We start from the raw sequence: 3,384 nt of genomic DNA, 5'->3' as shown, positions 1-3,384 counted from the left end.
GGCTTGGTCAGCTGCGCATCGCGCTCGCGCGCCGCAACCAGCGCCCGCGGGTCCGGTCCGGGAAGGTTCTGCAGCAGGACACGGAAATCGTCGAAAGGCAGGCCGCTCACGCTCATGGAAAGTCTCTCTTGTGTCTCGGTCTCATCTCGCGGCGGGAAAACTTGTCTTTTCCCGTAAATCGCGCTTGTGTGCGCAAACTCATAGTCGGGTCGGATCGGAGGAACAACTGCCAAACGCAACGGAATTCATCGCGGACCTCGCCCGCTCGGTCGGGTTCCTCAGCCGTCTGCCGGTGCCGGACCGTTTCTTCCGCGGCCATGACGGCACGATCTCGCGGGCGGTGCGGGCCTTTCCCGTCGCGGGGCTGGTCATCGCGGTCCTGCCGGCGCTCGTTCTTCTCCTCCTGCAATCCGGCGATCCGCTGCTTGTCAGCCTGATCGCGCTTGCATTGCTGACGCTTGTGACCGGCGCGCTCCACGAGGACGGCCTTGCCGACACGGCGGACGGTCTCGGTGGAGGGCGGGACAAAGACCACGCGCTCCTGATCATGAAGGATAGCCGCATCGGCGCCTATGGCGTCGTGGCGCTGGTCCTGTCTTTCGGCCTGCGGGCCTCGGCGCTTTCCGCACTGTTCCGCGACGATGCTGTTACCGCGGCGCTCGCCGTGCTTGCCGTTGCAGCCGTCAGCCGCGCGATCCTGGTCGCCCATTGGCGCGCCTTGCCATCAGCCCGGGAAAATGGTGTCGCGGCCGGCGCCGGATTTCCGGAGGATGGCGCTCGCAATATCGCGCTGTTTACCGGCGCCGCCATCGCTCTTGTCCTTCTCGTTCCGGTTCTCGGTCTGCCGAAAGTGCTGCTGTCGCTGATCTTGGCGGCACTCGCCGGTTTCGGTTTCACCCGTTTCGTGCGCCAGAAACTCGGCGGACACACGGGCGATACGATCGGCGCTACTCAACAATTGAGCGAGATCGCCATCCTCGCCACTCTTGCTCTTGCCGCCTGAAACCCCGATATACTGACGCATGATTTCGCCCTGCACCCTCGTCTGTTCGATCGACCTCAAGACCGGCTATTGTTTCGGCTGCGGACGCACGCGCGAGGAGATCGCCGCCTGGATGGATTATACCGATGCGGAGCGCCGTGCGCTGATGGAAACCCTGCCCGCACGGCTTGAAACCGTCGAGCGCCGGCCGCGTCGGGAAACCCGCCGGCAGCGCATGATCCGGGAACGCGACACCGCATGAACGTGCTCACCGGCATTCTCATCGTCCTCGGCATCGGCCTGGCGCTGCTGATCTTCAACCACGATACCGGGCAGACTTTCGGCATCGACAACGACCGTTTCGGCCAGATCATCTACCTCCTGCCGATCGCCGGCCTGCTCGCTGCCGGCATTCTCGCCGGCCGGCGCGGCAATGCCGGTGAGGTGCTGCGCAATATCGCCATCTGGCTGCTGATCATCCTCGGGCTGGTCACCGCCTATCTCTATCGTGACGACGCCAGCAATGTCGCCGCAAGGGTGACTGCTGGCCTGCTGCCCGGTACCGCCGTGGTGGTGACGACCAGCGAAGGCGGCAACGAGGTGATCATCCACAAGACCCAGGGCAGCCATTTCCAGACCAATGTCAGGGTCCAGGGCAAGGTCCTGCCGATGCTAGTCGATACCGGCGCCAGCACCGTGGTTCTCTCCTATGACGATGCCCGCGCGATCGGCCTCAATCCGCAGAGCCTAAATTATTCGGTCTCGGTGATGACCGCCAACGGCCGAGCAATGGCCGCGGGGGTGCGGCTGGACGAAATCGCCATCGGCCCGATCGTGCGGAAAAACGTCCGGGCGATGGTTGCGGAAGACGGAAGGCTCGGCGAGAGCCTGCTCGGCATGAGCTTCCTCTCCACCCTAGGCTCCCTGCAGATGCAGACCGACGAGCTGAGATTGCGGGACTGAGGTCAGCCGAAATCCTGGATGGCTACGCCATCGCCCTTGCTGCGGAAATGACTCGGCGGCGTGCCGATGATGCGCTTGAAGGCGCGGCTGAAGGAGGCTTCGGCATCGTAGCCTAGCCGTTCGGCGACGGTCGCCACCCGTTCGCCGTCGCGCAGCCATTGACGGGCCTGGTGCATGCGCACCCGTGCGACGTAGCGGGCCGGAGTTTCGCCGACGACGCGAAGAAACCGTTCGGCAAAACCCGATCGCGACGCCCCCATCAGCCTCGCCAGCGCCGCCACGGTCCAGTCACGGTCGGGCTGGAGATGGATGGCGGCGAGCACGCGGCCGACCTCCGGATTGCGCACGGCCGCAATCCAGCCGGTCGTATCGCCGCAACCGTGTTCGACCCAGGTGCGGATCAGCGTCGCGGTCAGCACGTCGGCGAGTCTTGCGAGAATGCCGCCGGCGCCGACCCGGTCCATGTCCACCTCGCGCGCCATGGCGTCGAGAAGATGCGGGATCGACGGCTCGTTCCTGGCAAGATCGCTGGTCAGCATCGCCTCCGGCATCAGTTGCAGCAGCGGATGCAGCTTGTCGATGTTGAAGCGCATCGAGGCCGTCAGCGCCACGGTGCCGCCGCAGGCATCGGCGCATTGCACGTCGAACACGCCCTGGCAGACCTCCTTGCGGCCGAACCGGCCGAAAGGCAGCGGCGGAATTCCGGGGGCGCTTGCCAGCACATGTCCATCGCCACGCGGCAGTAGCGCCGCATCTCCAGGCCGCAATTCCAGCCATTCGCCAGAGGGCGTCTGCAGCCATGCGGAGCCGGACGAAATGAAATGGAACCGCGCCGCCTCCTGCGCCGGAAACGATGTCGCCCAGGGCTCGGGAAGCCGGCAGCGGCCGTATTCGACACCGTCGAGCCGCAGGCCCCGCAGCATCTCGGTCAGAGGATCGGAGGGATCTATCGATGGCTCTTTGGACGAATGGTCAAGCATATCGGATTTTCTAGCATGGAAACTACAGACTGTCACGCCTAAGTCTAATCTATCCCCCGGCACGGCCTTCCGTGCCACCTCCCAAGACAGGACATGACTATGACTAACAGCATTTTTGAAGAGGACGATGTCGTGCGCGACACGTCGTCCCCGAACACATCGGCCAAGGCCCGGTGGGACGCGGTCATCGCGCTCACCCTCGGCGTCTTCGGCCTCGTGACGGCAGAGTTCCTGCCGGCGAGCCTGCTCACCCCGATCTCCGCCGATCTCGGCATCAGTTCCGGCGTTGCGGGCCAGACCGTGACGGTGACGGCGGTCATCGCAGCTTTTGCCGGCCCAGGCGTCGTCATCGGCACCCGCAGCTTCAACCGGCGCTGGACGCTGTTCGGGCTGACCGCCCTGCTCATCCTCTCCTGCGCGCTGGCGGCCCTTGCCAACGGCCTGACCCTGCTCCTCGTG

The 3,384-nt window shown here is 65.0% G+C and carries 4 protein-coding genes and 2 pseudogenes; 4 read left to right on the top strand and 2 right to left on the bottom strand.

Going from position 1 to position 3,384, the window contains the following annotated elements; translation table 11 throughout:
• Positions 1-116, bottom strand: a pseudogene (locus MOV61_RS29185) (nicotinate-nucleotide--dimethylbenzimidazole phosphoribosyltransferase); the annotation flags it as partial.
• Positions 117-226: 110 nt separating this feature from the next.
• Here MOV61_RS29185 and MOV61_RS29180 point away from each other — a divergent pair.
• The 3 genes from MOV61_RS29180 to MOV61_RS29170 are packed head-to-tail and all read left to right on the top strand — an operon-like array spanning position 227 to position 1,945.
• Complete coding sequence (locus MOV61_RS29180) at positions 227-1,003, top strand: adenosylcobinamide-GDP ribazoletransferase (protein ID WP_247139083.1); 777 nt, start codon at positions 227-229, stop codon at positions 1,001-1,003.
• A 19-nt stretch (positions 1,004-1,022) separates the two neighbouring features.
• Entirely contained in the window at positions 1,023-1,244 is a 222-nt protein-coding gene (locus MOV61_RS29175) for a DUF1289 domain-containing protein (protein ID WP_038586489.1), read from the top strand.
• Positions 1,241-1,945 (top strand): TIGR02281 family clan AA aspartic protease, encoded by a 705-nt coding sequence (locus MOV61_RS29170; RefSeq protein ID WP_247139082.1) that lies wholly within the window; start codon positions 1,241-1,243, stop codon positions 1,943-1,945. The genes MOV61_RS29175 and MOV61_RS29170 overlap by 4 nt, the downstream gene beginning before the upstream one ends.
• 2 nt (positions 1,946-1,947) lie before the next feature.
• On the opposite strand, the gene MOV61_RS29165 is transcribed toward MOV61_RS29170, so the two are convergent.
• Positions 1,948-2,925, bottom strand: a complete 978-nt coding sequence (locus tag MOV61_RS29165) for an AraC family transcriptional regulator (RefSeq protein ID WP_051899703.1) — start codon at positions 2,923-2,925, stop codon at positions 1,948-1,950.
• 99 nt (positions 2,926-3,024) lie between these two features.
• Here MOV61_RS29165 and MOV61_RS29160 point away from each other — a divergent pair.
• A pseudogene (locus MOV61_RS29160) lies at positions 3,025-3,384 on the top strand (MFS transporter); the annotation flags it as partial.

Source organism: Neorhizobium sp. BETTINA12A (genome assembly GCF_023006485.1).
Taxonomy (GTDB): Bacteria; Pseudomonadota; Alphaproteobacteria; order Rhizobiales; family Rhizobiaceae; genus Neorhizobium.
This window is presented reverse-complemented; position numbering and strand designations above follow the sequence as displayed.